This window comes from Salsuginibacillus halophilus (assembly GCF_003014715.1).
Taxonomy (GTDB): Bacteria; Bacillota; Bacilli; order Bacillales; family Marinococcaceae; genus Salsuginibacillus; species Salsuginibacillus halophilus.
In genome coordinates this window covers 45,301-65,374 of sequence record NZ_PYAV01000012.1, presented here as the reverse complement: position 1 = coordinate 65,374, position 20,074 = coordinate 45,301, and the positions used below count along the sequence as shown (strand labels likewise).

The following is a 20,074-nucleotide window of genomic DNA, read 5'->3' as shown; positions in this document are numbered from 1 at the left end:
ACCATATCCAATGGAAATCTTTAATGATCCGTTAACGAATAAGTAACCGAAACAAAAGACGGCGACTCCCAGAGGATCATGCGCAGGCTGAAGATCCACTTTTTCGAATGGTCTGCATTCGAAAAAGTTAGCTGAAGCCAAGCCCTCGGGAAAGCGTCCGTCTGGGGTGAAGTTTACGTTCATGATTCGTTTTTTCCCTTAATAGGGCAGCCAGCGGCGGTTGAAGCCGTAAGTTGTGAGTTAATGTTAAGTTTTGTAATTTGTCTTCAGCCTGAAGTCGTGTAATACACGGCTTTTTTGTATTTTAAAAGCCTTTAAAATACTGAAGTTACGTACATGATAAATAGGGGAAAACAGGAGGTTGACACTGTCAGGACGAGGGAGGGTTGCCGGGATGCTTACAGAGCACCTGCTAAGCGATTACTTTATGATCATTTTAGGCGCCGCTTTATTATGCGGCGTAATCATCACAAAATTCTCCAGCCGCCTTGGCGTGCCTTCACTCGTATTATTTATTGCGCTTGGCATGTTGATGGGCTCAGATGCGTATGGGTTTATCGATGTGAGGAGCTTAGAGGAAGTACAGATTGTCGGGATTATTGCATTGGTTATTATATTGTTTGAAGGTGGTTTACATACAAACTGGACGACCATCCGCCCGGTGATTGGCACTGCGGTCTCGCTTGCGACCGTGACCGTGTTTTTAACATCAGCTGTGCTTGCTTTATTTGCTTATTTAATTTTAGATTTAAGCATGCTCGAGGCGATGCTTCTCGGTGCATTGGTTGGTTCAACGGATGCGGCGGCAGTATTTGCGACGCTGAAAGGGAAGCCGATTAATGAACGGCTCGGTGCAACCATGGAAGGTGAGGCCGGGGCGAACGATCCGATGGCGGTATTTTTAACCCTCGCTGCGATTGAACTCTTGCTTGATACGAGCAGCAGCCCGGCGTTCATGATTGGATCTTTCTTCTGGCAGATGCTTGCAGGTGCCGGGCTGGGGTTGTTGATCGGCTGGATGGCTTCACAGGCGATTAACCGGATTAACCTGGATGCCACCGGGCTTTATCCAATTTTTACACTTGCTGTCGCGCTTGTTACTTACAGCGTCACGGAGTTTGTTTTTGCGAGTGGTTTTCTTGCTGTCTACGTCTGTGCACTGGTTATTGGCAACTCGCCACTGACGCACCGTTACACGATTTCACGCTTTCATGAAGGCTTGGCTTGGGTCTCACAAATTGTCATGTTCGTTATTCTAGGGCTGGTTGTGATACCGGGTGAAATCTTTTCCTGGTCAATCATTTGGACAGGTTTATTATTATCCATGATTTTAATGTTTGTTGCGCGGCCGCTGGCGGTCTTTCTTTCAACACTCGGCATGGGCTACAATCTGCAGGAAAGAATATTTCTCTCCTGGGCCGGCTTGCGCGGTGCAGTGCCGATCGTTTTGGCAATTTTTCCGATTGTAGCCGGTGTCGAAGTTGCAGAGGAGCTCTTTCACGTCGTCTTCTTTATCGTGTTGACCTCCGCTGTGCTCCAAGGTGCAACCATGACCCCGGCTGCAGAAAAACTAGGGGTAACAGGTCCGAAAAAAGATATGCCGCATTATTCATTTGAGCTAGTCAATATTGGTCGGGCAGATGCCAAATTTGTAGAGTTTTATGCGGCCCCTTATACCCCGGCAGTAGGTCATAAAGCAGGGGATTTGCCGCTTCCGGAAGGAGCAGAGGTGAATGCGCTTCTGCGTGGTGATGATTTAATTAATGTGACTGAAGAAACGGTCATTGAACCGAATGATTTTCTTTACATTTTAGTGCCGAAGCATAAGCAGCAGGAAGTGAAGAAAGTGCTGCTTCCTAAGAAAAATAAAGGCGATTAGAGGGAGCGTTAGGATGAGGTGTGTCGGCATTGACGGCTGTAAGTACGGGTGGGCAGTGGCTTGGATTACAAGTGATTCATCAAATGTGGGTTTCGAATTGTACACAACATTGAAGAATATTCCGTTTCAAAAAACAGATATTATCTGGATTGATATGCCGATCGGAATGCCGCCGGTGTATGCCTATCCGCGCCAAGCTGATACCGAAGCCCGGAAGCTGTTGGGCCGGCGGGGCGCCACGGTATTTTCAGTACCAGCACGTCCAGCTCTTGAGCATTCGACGTATTCAGAAGCAAACGCCGCTCATAAACAATTAACTGACCGCGGTATGAGTAAACAAGTATGGCACCTTGCGCCAAAAATGTTTGAAGTGGAACAGTTTTTGAGTGTGTATCCGGAGATTAACTTATGGGAGGCTCATCCTGAACTGGTCGGTGCAGGACTCAACGATGCGCCTTTGATGAAACGTAAAAAGAAAATTGAAGGGAAAACCGAGCGGATGGAGCTTTTGCGCGATTATGGATATGACATCACTTCTTCATTTGAAGACGCCAGGCGTAAGTATTTGAAGAAAGAAGTCGCCGATGATGACCTAATCGATGCTGCTCTTCTTGCCGTTGCAGCTGACAGTCCAGAATGTTGGAAGCACTCAGTGCCTGAAAATCCTGCCAATGAAATTCAAGCGGCGATGCGCATTCACTATGTAAAATCATTTTAAGGCATCCGGGCGGGTGACATTCTGCATCTACTTGCATAGGCTGTTGTGAAAGATCTTGTGAAAGGGTGACGTTATGTATTACATGCCACAGCAGATGCAGGGCCCGGACATTTTCACAGACGCAGTGCAGCGCCAGTCAGTTTCTGCTTCTTTATACCGGCAGCTTGCAGATAAGGCTTCGTCAAATGAGGAGGAGGAACTGCTTAGTCAGCTGGCCGATCGGCAAGAAGCGCAGTTCGCGTATTTGGCCGACATGTATCAGCAGGTGACCGGGCAGCAGCCACCGTACATGCGAAGCAGCCAGGAAATTTCAAACTTTGAAACTGGTATGCAGCAGGCTTACCAGTTTGGGATGGAAAATGCGCAGGCTTATTGGAATGGTTGTCAGGCGGCACAGGGGACTCCGCTTCAATCCATTTTGTATCAAGCTTCAGCGGATGCTTTTCAACAAGCCGAAGAGCTGCGGCGGCTTGCTTCTGGTGAATCCCGGGGAGAGCCTCGGCGGGATCATGGAGGAGAGCCGTACGTTGTAAATATTGAACGTGCGACAGAGGATAATGAGAATTTCCGCGCGGCGCTTTGGACGGGAGAGCACTTACAATTGACTTTGATGAGTATTGAGCCTGGCGATGACATCGGTCTTGAAATTCATCCGGATCATGACCAATTTCTCCGAATTGAAGCGGGGCGCGGTCGTGTAGAAATGGGGCCGCGTGAAGATCAGTTAAGTTACCGCCGCAATGTGAGGGACGACTACGCTGTGTTCGTTCCGGCTGGTGTGTGGCACAACCTTACTAACACAGGGCAGGAGCCGCTTAAGCTATACTCCATATACGCCCCGCCGGAGCATCCATACGGCACCGTACATGCGACAAAAGCTGAAGCTGAAGAAGCTGAACACCACCATCATCATTGAAATGAAACCAGCCGGTGCGCCGGCTGGTTTCATTTTTGGGAGAGGGGGCCCGTTTCTAGGGCGAGCCGCTCCATTATAGGGGTGGGGCGCTCCACCCAGCGCTTATTCTCTCCATTTTAGGGGTGAGCCGCTCCATATTGGAGAGGTGGAGGTTCATCCAGCGCTTGTTCGCTCCATTTTGGGGAGAACGCGCTCCATTTTGGGGAGAACGCGCTCCATATTGGTTTGTTAGAGGTCCAACTTTGAGGGAGCGTGTTTCAGTTTCAGAGAAAGAGGTCCATCGCGCTAATTTCAGCTCCAAACACATTTTTGCTTATTGCGCATCATCTCCTCCATTTTTTAAGTGTTTCAGCTTACGCACAATTGAACTTAACAACAGGAGGGTAGCGAGGCCAAACGCGACGGCCCAGGTAGGGTCTCCTGATTGGTAGGCATCCCAGGTGACAAAACTCCCGATAAGAAGAACGATTACACGCCAAATGATGCTGAACATAGATGAATCCCCCGCGATCTACACGTCGTACACGTCGATTTTCTTCAAGGTAGCACGAGGTGGCGATTTCGGCAAATGACAAAGTTACTGCACGGTTGGAGGAAAAACTGCCCGTCTGGAGGGGAGAACTGCGCGATTGTTGAAAAATGTGCGCGGCTGAGGTGAAAACTGCGCGATTGTTGAAAAATGTGCGCGGTTGAGGTGAAAACTGCCCGTCTGGAGTAATAACTGCACGGCTACGGTATTTATTGCCCGCATTCCATTAGTTATTTTCGGCTTGTTTTCATAGGCTGTCTCCGGTAGATTAAAAGAATGACGTATACATATGAAAGGGGGAGGCTGGATGGTTCGTTTGCAGGTTCGACAAGCGGAGCTCGCGCCGTTTGCGATGAACATTTGTACATCAATCGTTGGTCGTACGAAAGCGGAGGTTCTGAACCAGGTAAAAGCTTTGGTCGCCGAAAAACCGGATGTGCTTGAGTGGCGCGCTGATTTTTATGAAGACTTAAAAGCCTCTGAGCAGGTGAAAGCACTTGCCGGCGAGATCCGCGAGGCTGCCGGCGAGATTCCGGTGATCTTTACAATTCGCTCTGAGCGCGAGGGCGGTGAGCCGATACAGCTGCAGGAGGCGGAAAAAGTTGCTTTAATTGAAACGCTTGCTGCCACCGGTGCGCTTGATATTTTTGACTATGAATTAAGCGGCGGAAAAGCTCATATTGAAACGGTAAAAGCGGCGGTGCAAGCGTACGGGGCGAAGCTGCTCCTCTCGTTTCATGACTTTGACAAGACGCCCGAGCCTGATGTTTTGCAAACCATCTTAAGCGATTGCGAAGCATACGGCGCAGATATCGGAAAAGTTGCGGTGATGCCGCATACGAGCCGCGATGTTCTGCAAGTGCATGAGGTGACACTTGCTGCGGTGGAGAACGCGCGTATTCCATTGATTACAATTGCCATGGGGCGCCTTGGAGCCCCGACGCGGATCACCGGCGCATCCTTCGGTTCAGCTTTGACGTTTGCAGCAGGTGAACAAAGCTCGGCACCAGGCCAGGTACCGCTCGGATTAATGCAAGGGGTGCAGCAGGTGCTCGGTGACGATGCAGGGAGGTTATCATGATGGAAGAAGCAAAAAAAAGTGTGATTCTCGTCGGTTTTATGGGTGTAGGTAAAACGACGGCCGGTGCGCTGGCTGCACAACAGCTTGACCGCACGTTTGTAGATATTGATGATGAAATTGTGAAAGCATTCGATATGACGATTCCTGATATTTTCAGTGCGTACGGTGAGGATGTTTTTCGGGAGAAGGAACGGGAGCTTGTTGAAGCGTACTGCACGGCATCGAATCAAGTCATTTCACTCGGCGGCGGGGTGTTTATGAATGACGCATTGCGCCGGCTCTGCCTTGAGCATGGCCTGGTTGTTCATTTGGATATGAGCTGGGAGGCGTGGACGGAGCGGCTTGATGATATTATTGATACCCGTCCGGTTTTGCAGAAAAAGAATGTAGACGAAATTGAATCTCTCTTTTATGAACGCAAAGACTTGTATAAGGATCACCACATGAAAGTGATGACAGATGGCTTAAGTGAAGAAGCGGTAGCTGAAGCAATTGTTTCGGCTGTACGTACCAACTAAACACGTTTAAAACCTCACGTCCCCGGTAAATAGAGTAATATTTACCAGAGAGGGGCGTGGGTTTTTTGCAGTTAACTGAAACGAATCAAGCGTTACAGGCATATACCGCGGTACGGGAGCAGACACGTGAGCTTGTATCCCATTTGAATACAGAAGATTTTATGCTGCAGGCGGCAGCACACGTCAGCCCGACGAAATGGCATTTAGCACATACAACCTGGTTTTTTGAAAAGTTTATTTTACTAGAGCACCTCTCGGACTATGAGTATTTTAACGCTGTCTTCTTTTACTTATTTAACTCTTATTACGAAACGGTTGGCACTCCGCACCCGCAAGCTGAACGCGGCTTGATTTCACGTCCCGGTGTTGAGGAAACCATCAACTACCGTAAGCATGTTGATACGTATATGGCGCAGTTATTGCAGCAGGAAGACTTGAGCAGTGACGTTTATGAGCTCGTGGAGATCGGTTTGCAGCATGAGCAGCAGCATCAGGAGCTAATCTTGATGGATATGAAGTACAATTTCTCCTTTAATCCGCTGCTTCCGACATTTAAAGAAAGTGCCGTACCGGCGGCGGGAGAAGCCCCGGCGTTAAAGTTTCATCCATTTAAAGGCGGACTTGTTGAAGTAGGTCATGACGGCACCGGCTTTGCTTTTGATAATGAAGGACCCCGCCACAACACGTATGTCCACCCGTATCAGCTTGCCAACCGGCCGGTGACCAACGGGGAGTTTATGCAGTTTATCGAAGCCGGTGGTTACGAGGAGCCGTCCTATTGGCTCTCTGACGGCTGGCAGAAAGTGCAGGAAGAAGGCTGGAGCCATCCACAGTATTGGCAGAACCATAAAGGCAAATGGTACGTGTTTACCCTTGGTGGTCTGCAGCCTGTGAATGAAGCAGCACCTGTCGTGCACGTCAGCTTTTATGAAGCAGATGCGTATGCGCGCTGGGCCGGCAAAAGACTGCCGACAGAGCAGGAATGGGAGTATGCGCTTGCTGAAGAGGAGATTCGTGGAAACTTCATGGATGATGGCATTTATGAGCCGGATGCTTCGTACGGGGATGGAGCGTTTCTTAAAGCGTACGGTGATGTATGGGAGTGGACGCGGAGCCCGTACACGCCTTACCCGCGCAACAAGCCGCTGGATGGGTCGCTCGGTGAATATAATGCCAAATTTATGGCCAATCAAATGGTGCTGCGCGGCGGGGCATGTGTGACACCGGCCTCGCATATCCGTCCAACGTACCGTAACTTCTTTTATCCGCACATGCGCTGGGCTTACAGCGGCTTCCGGCTGGCGGATAACGTATAGCAGCACGCCGCCTGCTCGATTTGAGGAGGCGGCTTAACTTTGTAAAAAAGCAGGTGAAGGACAATGACAAGAGAATCAATCAAAAATCTCGCTCGTAAATACGGCTTACACGTTCAGATCGGGGAAGTGAATGAATCCGGGCTTGATTTTGCGACGGCTGCAGGCGTGGATGAAACAGGGAAGCGCTGGCTTTGCCGGGTGCCGCTTCGTGACGATGTGAAAGCAGGTATCCACCGAGAGAAACAAGTGCTGCAGGCAGTTCGTCCGCAGTTGAGTGTCGAAGCACCGGATTGGCAGATTGCTGAAGAAGACTTTATCGCTTACCCGCTTCTTTCCGGGGTGCCGGCGGGGACCATTGATGCAGAAGCTGGCGCCTATGCATGGCAGCTCACAGTGGATCCGCTTTCGGATCACTTTATTGAGACACTAGCCTCTGGGCTAGCCTCGCTGCATCATGTATCAAAGCAAAATGTTGCAGGAGCGGGGATTAACCTTCGTACGATTCAAGATGTGCGTACCCGGCAGCTTGAGCGGATTGGTGAAGTGAAGCAGTCTTTTGTTGTATCTGAACAGCTTGACGCCAAGTGGCTCTGCTGGATTCATGACGATAAGTTTTGGCCGAGTGAAACAACCGTCATCCACGGTGATATGCATCCGGGGCATATGATCATTGACGATGAGGAGCGAGTCACCGGTTTCATCGACTGGACCGAAGTTGACATCAGTGACCCTGCCATCGATTTGGTGGGCTATTACCATACCTTTGGCGAAGTGGAACTGCGCCGTTTGCTTCAAGCATACGAAAAGCAGGGAGGTCCGTTAACCGAAGGAGCGGTGCCTCAAATTCAAGCTTGGGCAGCAACCTCACCGCTCGATATTGCCGAGTTTGCGATCCGTTCCGGGGAAGAAGCTTATCAACAGATGGCAAAAGAGGCATTGGAGGGCCAAGACTGAACGATTCCGCAAATTTTCATCCATTATCACATAAAATTTCAATAAAAGTTCAAATTTTGAGTTTGCAGGATCTATTTGTCAGGGAAATGCGTGCATTATCGGAACATATGGCGAACGCTCGACTGGTCAATATAGATCCTTACATACTTTAAGGTAACGGTTCGTCAAAAAATTATAGAGGAGTGACCGTTTTGCGGAGAAAAGAAATTGACTACAAACGGAAACTAAACGGCCTAAAGCATCGATCTTTGAAGCGGAAGATGACGATCTTTACAACATACACGGTGGCAGCTTCAGCATTCATGTTCGCTGGACAAGCAGACGCGGAAGAAGGAAAAACCGTCGAAGTTCATAACGAAGTGAAAAATGAAGGTGACGAAATCGATGTAAACATGGAAATGGAAAACGCTGACGCAGATGCAGACGCAGACGGTGATGCGGATGCAGGCGCGGATGCCGATGCATCGGCTGATGCTGATGGTGCAGCCGATGCAGATGCCAGCGCAGATGGTGATGCCGCAGCAGATGCTGACGGGGATGCAGGCGCGGATGCCGGTGCTGACGCAGATGCAGGCGGAGACGCGGACGGTGATGCTGGCGGCACTACTGCTCAAGAACAGCAGTCATACGAGCCAGAGCCAGAGCCGGAGCCTGAACCAGAGCCAGAACCAGAGCCTGAACCAGAGCCTGAACCAGAGCCTGAACCAGAACCGGAGCCTGAACCAGAGCCAGAACCAGAACCAGAAGAAAACGAAGTTGAAGCGCAAAACACTGGAGGAGAAACTCAAGGTGAAGAGAGCAACGTAAATATTGATAGCGATATTGAGAACAAAGGAAACCAGACAAGCATAGGTACAGACTTAGAAAATCATGATGCAGATGCTTCTGCTTCAGGTGATGGGGACGGCGGTGCCGGCGCTGAAGCTTCGGCTGATGCAGATGCTGAAGGAGCTGGTGATGCTGGTGCCGACGCCGACGGAGATGGTGGCGCAGGTGCTGATGGAGAAGGAGATGCTGGAGCTGACGCTGATGGCGAAGCTGCGGCAGCTTCACTTGAGGCAAATCGCAATGACTTTGAACCTGAAGATCAAGAGATTTATGCAGCGGCGCTTGAGGATCATGACACTTCTGGCACAGAGGAAGAGCCTGAAAATGAGGGTGCCGATTTAGCGCCGGCAACGCATAACCGCGAGGAAAACAGTGAAAACATTGAAGATATAGAAAAACTTGAAGCCCAGCGTAACGATTATGGCCCGGAAACTTATAACGCAAATGATAACGACGATACCGGAGAAGTAAGCGCTGCTGATGGGGATGCGACGACACGGAATAACATTGTTGTTGAGAACAACGTTATCAATGAAGGGCATACCATTGATTTTTACTTGCATATGGAAAACGCAGACGCTGATGCAGATGCCGATGCGGACGCAGACGCTGATGCAGATGCCGATGCAGACGCTGATGCAGACGCAGACGCAGATGGCGATGGTGCAGCCGATGCCGATGCAGATGCTGACGCCGATGGAGATGCTGACGGTGACGGGGATGCCGATGCAGATGGAGATGTTGATGCTGCGCAAACAGACATGGGCGCGTCACAACAAAATAATCAGCCGTATTCTAACGCTGTAATTAATAACTCCATTGACAATCAGGGCAGCCAGCTTGATCTATTTGCGGATTGGGAAAACTATGCAGCTGCGGCTGATGCTTCTGCAGGGGCAGGTGCTGCTGGTGAAGGTGCTGCAGATGCGGATGGAGCAGGTGATGCGGGGGCAGGTGCCGATGGAGCAGGCGATGGCGGAGCAGATGCCGACGGAGATGCTGGCGCCGGTGCAGATGCCGACGGAGGTGCTGATGCTGAAGCTGCAGGTATAAGTTCTGCAAACACAACTGATCCAGGAGCTTACAACGATATTCACGTTGTCAATAACGTTATTAACGAAGGCCACACGATTGACTTTTATTTAGAAATGGAAAACGCAGACGCCGATGCAGATGCAGATGCCGACGCCGATGCAGATGCAGATGCAGATAGTGATGCTGCAGCGGATGCGGATGGAGACGCAGACGCCGATGCAGATGCGGATGGAGACGCAGACGCCGATGCAGATGCGGATGCAGATGGTGATGCGGACGCCGACGGAGACGGAGATGCCGATGCGGATGCTGACGGCGATGGCGACGGCGACGGAGATGCAGACCTTGATGCTGCCAATCAGCCAATTCCAGGATCTGTTGCAGACGGAAGCGGTGTAGATAACAATGTAGAAATTAATAATGACATTAGTAATGAAGGTCATGGTCTCGACTTCTTAATTGACCTCGAGAACTACGCTTCTGCAGCTTCAGCGGATGCCGCAGCCGACGCCGATGCCGGCGCTGATGGTGCAGGTGCGGGAGACGCTGGAGCCGGATCGGATGCCGACGGCGACGCAGGTGCTGACGGTGAAGGCGATGCAGGAGCTGGTGCCGACGCCGCAGCTGCAAGCGTACCAGAGCTGGAAGCTAAAGATGATGATTCGATCGTGAATAGTATCTTCGTAGAAAATAATGTGATCAACGAAGGGCACACGATTGACTTTTATTTAGAAATGGAAAACGCAGACGCCGATGCGGACGCTGATGCAAGTGCCGATGCAGATGCAGACGCAGACGCCGATGGTGCAGCTGATGGCGCTGCCGATGCAGATGGAGACGCCGATGCAGATGCGGATGGAGATGCCGATGGCGACGGAGACGCCGACGCCGACGCCGATATGGATGCGGCCGGAATGACAGCTAATGGTCAGCCGATCCGCTCCTTAAGTGATGTGATGCCAAACAATATCGAGATCAATAACAATATTGATAATATGGGGCATACAACCAACTTCGACATCAATCTTTATAACGAGGATGCCGCGGCTGATGCTGCAGCCGATGCGGATGCTGATGGTGCCGGAGACGCAGGTGCTGGCGCAGATGGAGACGCAGGAGCTGGAGCCGATGGTGAAGGAGATGCAGCTGGAGATGCAGGTGCCGATGGTGATGCTGGTGCAGATGGAGCAGGTGCCGGAGATGGTGCAGGTACAGCAGCAGCAAACTTTGATTCTATTGCTAACGATTCATTCTTAGACTTTGTGAATCAAGCAGCGCACATGGATGTTTACAAAACAGCAGCCTCGACAACAGAAAGCACAGATATATTTGAAACCCCTGATGTCGATGTTGAAGTCATTAATGATGTCATCAATGAGGCGCACACAATTAACTTCTTCCAGGAGATGGAGAATGCTGATGCCGACGCCGACGCCGACGCCGATGGAGATGCAGACGCTGATGCAGATGCGGATGCGGATGCAGGAGCTGATGCGGACGGAGACGCAGACGCTGATGCAGATGCCGATGGCGCTGCCGATGCGGATGGTGAAGGTGATGCCGACGCAGATGGCGCAGCAGACGGAGACGGAGATGCTGATCTAGATGCATCGGGCTCTGTAGGCGCCTCTAATAATGATCTACCAAATACAAATTTAGATATTAACGATAACATCAACAATGAAGGCCACATCACAAACATCGATATTAACGCATACAGCGAAGAATCTGCTGCTGATAGTGCAGCTTCTGCCGATGGGGATGGTGGCGCAGGTGCCGATGCTGAAGCTGATGCCGGCGGAGAAGCAGACGGGGATGCAGGTGCCGATGCGGATGCCGATGGTGAAGGTGACGCTGGAGCTGACGGTGACGGAGGTGCCGGGGCAGGCGGTTCCGGTGATGGAGATACCGACGGAGACAACGAAGATACTGAAGACAGCGAGAGCGAAGATAGTGTTGCCGACGGTGGGACGGCTGGTGCAGGTGCTCCTTATTCCGGCGGTTCTGCAGATGCAGATGGTACTCAGACACAGCGCGGTGAAGGCGTAACACAGCCATCGAGTGCAGGTTATCGTGTAGGAGCAGGTGCAGCTGGTGGCCTTCAGGCTGATGCTTCTGTAGGTGTAAGTGATCAAAGCGGATCCGAAGCAGGTGAAGTTCAGGAAGGGGACCGCCTTCCAGATACAGCAGCAGGTTATTTACCACTTGGTCTAGGTGGTATCGCGGCCTTTTTCACCGGCCTTTGGATGATGATGCGCGGACGAAAAAAATAATAAAATAAGAAAGGCGCAGGGTCGGCATTGACCCTGCGCTTTTTCGTAGTGTATTGAGAAATACGCGCTTATGTGGATAAGCGGTTAGTGTGCGAAATGATCGCTGCATAAATTAAAAAGGAGACAACACCGGTGTTTGATGGTGTTGTCTCCTCCTTTTGAATCGGGAGTAAATTTGTTTTACTCTAATTCAGCTACAATATCAACTGTTTCTTCGTCTACATCTTCTGCATCACAATCTGTTGTTTGCGAAGAGGCTGGCCCAGAGGCGTCACCGCAGACGTAAAAGTCCGCAGCGTGAGGGAGATCCATGCTATCACCGAAATCAGCATCCCCGAGGACGATGATTTCCGTCCCGGGCTTTACAAGGATTTCGTTAGCAAAGTCGGCATCGCCCCAAATAATTAAGCTGCTGTTTGGTCCGAACTCTGTTTCATTGGCAAAGTCAGCATCGCCATCGATCGTGACGTCTGTAGCGTCTTTAAAGGCAACTTCATTCGCAAAATCAGCGTCGCCTTCCACATCCATCGTCGAAGCTGCTTCAAGCTTCACTTCATTTCCAAAGTCGGTACGACCGTTAAAATACAAGTCGGATTTAGGTTTGACTTCGAGTTCGTTACCAATGGTTGTGGCGCCATCAATCGTTAAATGGGAGTTGTCTTTCACTTTTAGTTCATCATCGAAATCAACGTCTTCTTCAATATGAAAATCAGTGTTAACTCCGAACTTTACATCTTCGTGAAAGCGTGTTTCATCAGTTATGTTCATTTCAAGGTTCTTTTCACCTGACATTTCTTCATCAAATTCTGCAGTACCATCGACATGAAAAGTATTCATTGCTTCGAAAGTAACTTCGTCGTCAAAAACTGCATCGTCGGAAATATCGAGCATACTTCGGTTGGCAAAAGAAATTTCTTCAGTAAATAAAGCGGTGCTGCCAATCCTTAATTCGGAAAACTCTTCGGCATTGATCTCATCAAATTCACCGCTGCCTTCTACATGAATGGCTGAAAATTTACCAATGTCGAGTTCATCTTCAAGGGTGAGGGTATCACCGATTGAAAATTCCGATTGGCCAAGCACCCGGAGGTCATCCTCAAACAAAGCGTTGCCACTCACATTGAAGTTAGACCGGTCTTCCACATCAAACTCTTCCTCAGCTGTGAAAGTTCCTTCGATGTCTAACGTCGAGCGGTTATCAATCACGGCTTCGTCATCGTAAGTGACGTCTTGTGAGAAACTGAAACTGGCGAAAGGGTTGTCTTCTAGCTGTTGAAATGCTTGATCCACATTTGCGGATTGGACTGACGAAGCTGCGAGCAAAGTGCCGGCTGAAATAATGGCGACAGCCGAAGCGCTTTTCCAGGCCATAATGCCCCTCCTTGATCATATTAGTGTTGCTTATTAGTGGTTTCCCGGATCTCGAAAGCGTCAATCTTGTAATTAAGGCAGCAGGTTTATGAGGACTTCTCTAGTGGAACTAGTGAGGTGTTGGCGTATAAATTATAAGAGATGCTGAAAGGGTGACAGCTTGTGAAAGTACTCGTCGTAGGTGCAAACGGTCAGATTGGTAAACATCTCATGTCTGATATTGCTGAAAGTGAGCAGTTGAACGGAAAGGCAATGATTCGTAAAACTGAACAGAAGCCTTATTTTGAGGAGCTTGGAGTAGAAACAGCGATTGTCGATTTAGAAGATGATACCGAAGCCATTGCAAAAGCTGCTGAAGATGTTGAGGCAGTCGTCTTTACGGCAGGTTCCGGGCCAAATACAGGCAAAGATAAAACCATTATGATTGATTTAGACGGTGCGGTAAAAACGATTAAAGCCGCAGAAAAAGCTGGTGTAAAACGTTTTGTTATGATTAGCTCATTTGATACGACTCGCGAAGCGATTCAGGAAGCGCCGGAAAACTTTGCGCCATATGTAGCCGCAAAGCATTACGCCGATGAGTGGTTGAAATCAACGAACCTGGACTACACGATCATTCACCCAGGTGGATTAACGAATGATGAAGGTACAGGTAAAGTACAAGCTGCAGCAGAAGTTGAGCGTGGCTACGTTCCGCGTGAAGACGTGGCCGCAGTGATTGCTGCCAGCTTGGAGAACGATGCAACCATTGGCAAGGAGTTTCAAGTTGTTTCAGGAGAACAATCCGTGAAAGACGCAGTAAAGTCGTTATAAGCTGACACGAAAAAACCGGGCACTTCAAATGTGCCCGGTTTTTCATATCTTTTCGTGTCCAGCGCTCCGTTGTAAAGATGCTCTATAAAAAACCGCCGCGAGTCAGCGGCAGATGCAGCGTGTAGACAAACTTTTTAGAAAAGCGGAGGCTGACGTTGCTTTTCGGCGGACGCTTGCACCCGGAGGGCACAAGGGCGACATCGGTTTGATCTACGCTGAAGCTTGATCTCACCGTGTCTTCTTAGCCCCCGTCACCGACTCAACTTCCTCGGCAGAAAGTCACTGCCTGCGGGATTTTCGGCTCGCGCTGTTCCTGGTGGCGTCGCCGCCGATGCTCGTCAGATTTGCGTCATTTGATGGTCATGAATGGTAGAGATCTTTTTGATCAAGCAATACTTACATCGATCAATTTCATAATGAGGATTTGTGAACGTTAAAACGAACCATATACATTAGCAATGCTTGATGATTCTTAAATTGAAAAGTAACCGAAACGAAAGACGGCGACTCCCAGAGGATTAAGCGCAGGCTGAAGATCCACTTGTTCGAATGGTTTATATTCGAACAAGTTAGCTGAAGCCAAGCCCTCGGGAAAGCGCCCGTCTGAAGTGAAGGTTACGTTCATGGTTCTGCAGCCCGCGGATCGGAGCAGTAAGCCGGGCGTGAATTTTAGGTCTTGTACGTTGTTAATCATCTGAATCCGCCGCTCCTACGCGGCGGATCCGGATCCGAGGTTAATCGTGAAAATTTGTGCCGGATGTGGTGGCTGTAACATAGCCGGCACGAATGACGTAATCTCCGAATGCTTCTTTAGGCTGTCTCTCTTTTGCGTAGTTTCGAAGCATCGGGGTGAGTTCCGCTAAAATTTCAGTTTCATCAATATTTTCGCGGTACAGCTTGTTTAAGCGGTCACCATTGTGACTTGCACCAAGGTACATATTGTATTTCCCCGGGCCTTTGCCGATAAATCCGATTTCACCCAGGGTCGGCCGGGCGCAGCTGTTCGGGCAGCCGGTCATGCGGATGTTGATCGCTTCGTCATTAAGGCCGGCTTCATGGATCACGTCTTCAAGCTTATCAATCAGCACCGGTAAATAGCGTTCAGCTTCAGCCATTGCGAGACCGCAGGTTGGGAAAGCAACGCACGCCATGGAACTTTGGCGGAGCGCGGAGTTATGCGTGCCATCGGTCAATCCGTAAAAGCTTAACAGCTTATTAATCTCTGCTTTCTTGCGCTGACTCACACCTGCGATAATGACGTTTTGGTTTGGCGTTAGGCGGAATTCGCCGTTATGGATTTTAGCGATTTCGCGCAGGCCCGTCATCGATTGCGCTTCCTCTGTATCTTTCACCCGACCGTTTGGGATATAAAGGTTGAAATGCCACTTGCCGTCGCCTTTCACCCAGCCGTAACGATCTCCGTTCGTTTCAAAACTGTAATCCCGGGCCGGCTCAAGAGAGAACCCGAGCCGTTCGTTTAATTCTTGAAGCACGACATCTGCCCCAAGTCGGTCGACCGTGTATTTGAACCGGGCGTTTTTACGGACGGAGCGGTTGCCGTAGTCACGTTGGATCGTTAAAATCTTCTCGCCGACGTCGTTTACATCTTCCGGACGACAAAACCCGATGACGCGGCCGAGCTGGGGGTAAGTCTCGGTATCGCCGTGTGTCATGCCGAGCCCTCCGCCTACGGCGATGTTAAATCCAAGCAGTTGTTCGTTTTCTACGACCGCTATAAAACCAATGTCCTGAGAGAACACATCCACGTCATTGGTCGGCGGGATCGCAAATCCAATTTTAAACTTCCGCGGCAAATAGACCGGACCGTACAGCGGCTCTTCGGTGTCGCGGCTGTCTACGATTTTTTCTTCATCCAACCAGATCTCATGGTAAGCCCGCGTCTGTGGAAGCAGGTGGTCTGAAAGGGCGGAAGATGCTTGATAAACCTCATGATGAACATTGGATTGATATGGGTTGGCTGTACTCATCACATTCCGGTTGACATCACCGCATGCAGCAATTGAATCCATGAGGGCATCGTTCATTTCTTGCATAACCGGCTTCATATTCCATTTTAGAATGCCGTGCAGTTGGAAGGTCTGGCGCGTTGTCAGTTTGAGCGTTTCGTTGGCATACGTGCGGGCAAGCTCATCCATCGTAAGCCATTGCTCCGGTGTTGCCACCCCGCCGGCGAGCCGGACGCGGACCATAAATTGATAGGCAGGTTCAAGTTTTTGTTGACGTCGCTCGCTGCGCAGATCGCGGTCATCCTGCATATAACTTCCGTGAAATTTTAAAATTTTCGTCTGCGCTTCAGGAATGGCGCCAGTGATTGGGTTGGCAAAGTCAGCCTCGAGGTTGCCGCGCAAGTAATTGCTCTCTTGTTTAATCTTTTCCGTTTGATCCGGCGGGCCGAAGTGGGTTTTTGAGTATTGATCTGTCATGACGCAAGATCTCCTTTCATCGTTTAGTAGACATCACGTTGATAACGCTTTTCTTGTCGGAGGTCACTTAAGTAAGCTTCGGCCTCTTCATTGGAGCGTCCGCTTTGTTCGGCAATGACGGTAGTGAGGGCTTCGTGCACATCTTTGGCCATGTAGTTCTTGTCTCCACACACATAAATGTAAGCGCCGCCTTCGATCCAGCGATATAACGCTTCTGCCTGCGCAAGCAGCTTATGCTGCACGTACGTTTTTTCTGTGCCGTCTCTTGAGAAGGCGACATCCATATGGGTTAATGTTCCGTCCTGCAGCCAGCTTTGCCACTCGGTTTGATACAAAAAGTCGGTTAAAAAGTGCTGATCCCCGAAAAACACCCAGTTATCTCCCGTAGCTTCGGTTTCTTCACGTTCTTCTAAAAATGAACGGTAAGGTGCGATCCCTGTGCCGGCCCCAATCATAATGGTCGCTGTTTCCGGGTCGTCCGGAAGTTTGAAATTCGGGTTCTGTTGAATGAAGACCGGCAGTTTCTCACCTGGCTGCACCCGCTCGGCGCATTGTACGGAGCAGACGCCGTTTCTCGGTCTGCCGTGGGCGCTGTAGCGTAAAGCACCAATGGTTAAGTGAACTTCATCTGGATTGGCAGTCAGGCTGCTTGCAATGGAGTAAAGGCGCGGCGGGATTTTTCGCAGCATCGCAACGGTTTCTGCTGCGCTCGTCTGCCACGGCCCGTAATCTTTCATGAGATCGAGCAGGTCGCGTCCCTCGGTATAAGCTTTCACCCGGCCTCCGACAAGCTCCTTTAAACCGGGATTGCCACTGGCTTCTGCTGCTTTTTGTAAAAGCGGTTTTGTCAGCACAGTAATTTCAACCGTATCGATTAATACGTCGCGAAGCGGTCTTTCTGGACTCTCTTCATCCACTTGAATGTAGGTTGCAGGGTCCCAGCCGGCTTCAGCAATAATGTTGTCGACAAGAAGTGGATCATTTTGCGGAATAAGGCCAAGGGCGTCGCCAGGTTCATAAGTAAGGCCGGACCCTTCTAAATCAAGGACTAAATGACGTGTTTCTTTATTAGAGCCGCGACCGTTCAAGTTGAAATTCTCCACAACTTCTGCCCAAAAAGGGTTTTTCTTAGAGTACACCGGAGCTTCTGCTACTGCTGCAGCTGCTGTTTCCTCAGCTGCAGCTGGTACAGGAGAGGCGGCCCCAAGCTTATCGATGACACCGTTTAACCATGAGGCTGCAGGCGCTTCAAAATCAACATCGCAATCGACGCGGTCATGCAGGCGTTCAGCCCCCAGTTCAGCAAGTCGATTGTCAAAGTCAATCCCTGTCTGGCAGAAAAACTCATAAGAACTGTCGCCAAGTGCGAGCACAGAAAAGCGGACGCCGGTTAAATCAGGTGCTTTTTTACTGTATAAATGTTCGTACAACGTTAAAGCGTTATCCGGCGGGTCGCCCTCTCCGTGAGTGCTCGTAATGATGAGCAGATCCTCAACTTGCTTCAGCTGCTTTGGCTTGAATTGATCCATATCGTAGGCTTGAACGTCGAACGCCTTGTTTTGCAGCTTCTGTTTAAATTCCGCCGCAAGTGCTTGCCCGTTTCCGGTGTGAGAGCCTATGAGCAGCGTGATCGCCCGTTTAGGCGCTGATGTCGGTGCCGCCGCAGGTGCTTCAGGTGCAGGCTGGGGTTCAGCTGTGGCTGTGACCGCTGGGGCAAAAGCGGCGGTCAAGTAACCGCTCAGCCAGATGCGCTGCTGCTCCGAAAGTGAGGGAAGCACTTGGTTAAGGAGCGATGCTTGATCTTCTGTGAAAGGACTGTTTGTTGCATGGATGTTCAATGGGGTCACCTCTTTTTACGTTTTCGGATTGGCTTGAAAATATTGATCAAGTGCGACAACCATCGCACCCATTTTTTGTGAAGGCGGCTGGATCACCGTTTGAATACCGGCATCAAACAGCGCTTGGGCGGTCACTGTGCCGACGGCTGCTGCAGTGACATTGTCGTTGCATGCCGATACAACAGCTGACTCATCTTCAGCTAAAAGGTTTTCGACCTGCTTTTTACTTGTGAACATGACAGCATCGACTTGACGTTTGCGAAGGACGTCTGCGAGTGCAGTGACAACAGCTTCTTCCGGTGGTTCGTACGTGTACGGCTGGGAGGTATACACTTCTGTACTTGTTTTTTCAAGCTGCTGGGTAATGGTGGTGTCGTCTTGGTTGTAAAGCTGCAAAAAAGTACGTCCGGGCCGGGTAGTACAAGTTTTGTCGATTAAGTCCTCCATTGTGCCGTCTTCATCAGTTAGTAAAGGCTCAATCCCGATTTCTGTGAGCCAATGCCTCGTTTTATAACCACGAGAGGCAATTGGTGTCTTTGCAAGCGCCTGGATAAAGGTTTCCTCATAGCCGCAATCTTTTGCTGCTTTAGTTAAAGTCCGTCCGCCGATACCGGTCGTAAATACGGCGAGGTCAAATCGTTCAAAGATCAAGGTTTCTACATCTTTGATTAGTGCATCTTCATGTGTAGAAAGTTTACCTTGGAGAGGGTAATGAACGGTGGTTGCCCCTTTTTTGTGAAGGATGGTGTTGATTTCTTCACTGCGCCGTTCGGCTGCTAGTGCGATCGTCCGGCCGGTGAGTCCGCTCATATCAATCCCCTCCTTGATATAACGGTGCGTGAATCGCTTCGTGCGCGCGAGAAGCCAGTGCCTCATGCATCAAAGGGTGATGGCCGAGCTCAGCAGTCATCGTCGTTTCTGCTCTTACTTCGTCCAGCTTCTCGGCCATGTGCTGAAGCAAAATGCCTGTAAACCATAAGTAAGGGATGACAATGGTATGCGCCGCCGCTGATGTTTGTAAGTTTTCTAAGGCTTGGCTGAATGAAGGCTCACGGGCGGCTAAGTAACTGACATGGGTGTCCCTCGGTTTAAGTTGTTCATGCAACCGGCCTGTGATTGTTTCAATGGCGGTTTTTGTTTCAGGTTCAGGGCTTCCCCGGCCCACAAGCAGGATATCGGTCGTTTCCGTGACAGGTACGTGCGTCTCATGCACCCGCTCGAGCAAAATCTCAATGATACGCTCCTGCACACCGAGGGTTTTTCCATACGTGAAAGTGATGTCTGAAAAGCGTTCGGCGGCTTTGTTGATCGCTTGAGGTATGTCTTTATAGTAATGACCTCCGCTTAAAAGAAGAACGGGCACGACAGCAATGCGTGTAGCCCCGCGGGTTACGAGCGTTTCGATTCCTTCGGCGATGGTCGGTTTAGCAAGCTCTAAATAGCAGATCTCCTGTAATGGAGCTTCAACAAGCGGCATTGTTTCGTTTAGAAACTGAACGGCATGTGACCGGGCTTTAGGCACGCGGCTGCCGTGACTGATATATAAAACCCCCTGCATGTG

General features: G+C 50.1%; 14 protein-coding genes. 9 read left to right on the top strand and 5 right to left on the bottom strand.

Features of this window, described 5'->3' with window-relative positions; translation table 11 throughout:
• Positions 1-394: 394 nt before the first annotated feature.
• The 8 genes from B0H94_RS11950 to B0H94_RS15255 all read left to right on the top strand — a co-directional run bounded on the left by B0H94_RS11950 (position 395) and on the right by B0H94_RS15255 (position 12,047).
• Positions 395-1,879 carry a potassium/proton antiporter gene (locus B0H94_RS11950; protein ID WP_106589506.1) on the top strand — a complete coding sequence of 495 codons (1,485 nt, stop codon included), beginning with the start codon at positions 395-397 and terminating at the stop codon, positions 1,877-1,879.
• Positions 1,880-1,892: 13 nt separating this feature from the next.
• On the top strand, positions 1,893-2,597 hold the full coding sequence (locus tag B0H94_RS11945; protein WP_106589505.1) for a DUF429 domain-containing protein: 705 nt from the start codon (positions 1,893-1,895) through the stop codon (positions 2,595-2,597).
• Positions 2,598-2,670: 73 nt separating this feature from the next.
• A complete protein-coding gene (locus B0H94_RS11940; protein ID WP_106589504.1) occupies positions 2,671-3,513 on the top strand; it encodes a cupin domain-containing protein in 843 nt (280 codons plus the stop codon).
• An 836-nt stretch (positions 3,514-4,349) separates the two neighbouring features.
• On the top strand, positions 4,350-5,123 hold the full coding sequence (aroD, locus tag B0H94_RS11930; RefSeq protein ID WP_181315390.1) for a type I 3-dehydroquinate dehydratase: 774 nt from the start codon (positions 4,350-4,352) through the stop codon (positions 5,121-5,123).
• A complete protein-coding gene (locus B0H94_RS11925; protein ID WP_106589501.1) occupies positions 5,123-5,641 on the top strand; it encodes a shikimate kinase in 519 nt (172 codons plus the stop codon). Before aroD ends, B0H94_RS11925 begins: the two co-directional genes overlap by 1 nt.
• A gap of 65 nt (positions 5,642-5,706) precedes the next feature.
• Positions 5,707-6,957 (top strand): ergothioneine biosynthesis protein EgtB, encoded by a 1,251-nt coding sequence (egtB, locus tag B0H94_RS11920; RefSeq protein WP_106589500.1) that lies wholly within the window; start codon positions 5,707-5,709, stop codon positions 6,955-6,957.
• Between the two features lie 63 nt (positions 6,958-7,020).
• Positions 7,021-7,911: a macrolide 2'-phosphotransferase gene (locus B0H94_RS11915; protein WP_106589499.1), complete on the top strand. Its 891-nt coding sequence runs from the start codon at positions 7,021-7,023 to the stop codon at positions 7,909-7,911.
• 191 nt (positions 7,912-8,102) lie between these two features.
• Positions 8,103-12,047, top strand: coding sequence for a hypothetical protein (locus tag B0H94_RS15255; RefSeq protein WP_181315389.1), 3,945 nt, complete (start codon positions 8,103-8,105; stop codon positions 12,045-12,047).
• Positions 12,048-12,227: 180 nt separating this feature from the next.
• On the opposite strand, the gene B0H94_RS11890 is transcribed toward B0H94_RS15255, so the two are convergent.
• Positions 12,228-13,418, bottom strand: a complete 1,191-nt coding sequence (locus B0H94_RS11890; RefSeq protein ID WP_106589498.1) for a hypothetical protein — start codon at positions 13,416-13,418, stop codon at positions 12,228-12,230.
• 162 nt (positions 13,419-13,580) lie between these two features.
• On the opposite strand from B0H94_RS11890, the gene B0H94_RS11885 reads away from it, so the two are divergent.
• Entirely contained in the window at positions 13,581-14,231 is a 651-nt protein-coding gene (locus B0H94_RS11885; RefSeq protein WP_106589497.1) for an SDR family oxidoreductase, read from the top strand.
• Between the two features lie 734 nt (positions 14,232-14,965).
• On the opposite strand, the gene cysI is transcribed toward B0H94_RS11885, so the two are convergent.
• From cysI to B0H94_RS11860, 4 genes are read right to left on the bottom strand one after another with little or no spacing between them, the layout of a single operon-like run.
• Positions 14,966-16,675, bottom strand: coding sequence for an assimilatory sulfite reductase (NADPH) hemoprotein subunit (cysI, locus tag B0H94_RS11875; protein ID WP_106589495.1), 1,710 nt, complete (start codon positions 16,673-16,675; stop codon positions 14,966-14,968).
• Between the two features lie 23 nt (positions 16,676-16,698).
• Positions 16,699-18,513 carry an assimilatory sulfite reductase (NADPH) flavoprotein subunit gene (locus B0H94_RS11870; RefSeq protein WP_106589494.1) on the bottom strand — a complete coding sequence of 605 codons (1,815 nt, stop codon included), beginning with the start codon at positions 18,511-18,513 and terminating at the stop codon, positions 16,699-16,701.
• Positions 18,514-18,528: 15 nt separating this feature from the next.
• Entirely contained in the window at positions 18,529-19,323 is a 795-nt protein-coding gene (locus B0H94_RS11865; RefSeq protein ID WP_181315388.1) for a uroporphyrinogen-III synthase, read from the bottom strand.
• A gap of 1 nt (position 19,324) precedes the next feature.
• Positions 19,325-20,071 (bottom strand): sirohydrochlorin chelatase, encoded by a 747-nt coding sequence (locus B0H94_RS11860; protein ID WP_106589492.1) that lies wholly within the window; start codon positions 20,069-20,071, stop codon positions 19,325-19,327.
• Positions 20,072-20,074: the final 3 nt, after the last annotated feature.